The organism is Oleiphilus sp. HI0125 (genome assembly GCF_001635355.1).
The window spans coordinates 1-903 of record NZ_LWGF01000023.1; the positions used below are offsets into that span (position 1 = coordinate 1).

A 903-nucleotide genomic window follows, 5' to 3' on the forward strand; every position below is an offset into this window, starting at 1 on the left:
CAAGGTTCGCAACCAAAACCATAACAAGGATAAAAATGCGTTGTCTCATGATGCTAGCGATCCAATTTAAAGACGATTTTTTGCATGGCCCAAACTTTTACTTTTTGACCGTTATATGTGCCGGGCTCAAACTTCCAGCGTCGAATCGTGCTTTCGGCTTTTAGATCGAATATTTCAGCCGGCTTTGATTCAATGATGTCCACGTCTTCAATATTACCCTGCTCATCAATCAAGACATTCATCGTCACATACCCACTTACACCTTGTTTACGCGCAAGTTCGGGATACACAATCGGCGAACGTTTTCTTACCTTTGGCGGCACATCAACCGTGCTTTTATCCATCACTTGATCGCCTGCTGACCCAATTAAATTTGCGTCATCAAACTCAGCGAACTGCGCTTGATCAAACAAAGGCACGCCAAAACTTAAGCCACTACCAGACAAATCGCTGCCAATCGCATTAGGTTGAATTGATGGTAAATCGCGTCTTGGCTGACGCTCCTGTTGCTTAGGTTTAGGCTTGGGTCTTTCTTTTGTGATTTGCTGTTGTCGTTCTAGCTCAAAATTAGTTGCGCCACCTTGGAGCTTTTCGCGATCAAAGTCTGATTCGTTCAAACCAATCACCACAACAAACAACAGAAAAGGCACTAAAACAGCGGCGACAATCGAAAAAAATTGCCGTGACACGCCTTGTCTCATTTCAATTGAATTCATCATAAGGCGCTACTCACGACTCCTGCTCAGTCGCGACGCCAACATTACTCGCACCGGATAACTTCGCTTGATCAATCACTTCAAGAACGAGTTTGGCTGGCACATTTTCATCAGTCACAACCAAGACACTTTTGTCAGTACTCGTGCGTAACATATCGCGCAACTTGCTCTGCAAGCTGTATACACG

2 protein-coding genes are annotated in these 903 nt (G+C 44.6%); both read right to left on the bottom strand.

What is annotated here, in order from left to right:
• Positions 1 to 53 precede the first annotated feature (53 nt).
• Positions 54 to 719, bottom strand: a complete 666-nt coding sequence (locus tag A3762_RS00630) for an energy transducer TonB (RefSeq protein ID WP_082868861.1) — start codon at positions 717 to 719, stop codon at positions 54 to 56.
• A gap of 10 nt (positions 720 to 729) precedes the next feature.
• Positions 730 to 891 carry an ExbD/TolR family protein gene (locus A3762_RS28720; protein ID WP_369820646.1) on the bottom strand — a complete coding sequence of 54 codons (162 nt, stop codon included), beginning with the start codon at positions 889 to 891 and terminating at the stop codon, positions 730 to 732.
• Between the last annotated feature and the right edge of the window lie 12 nt (positions 892 to 903).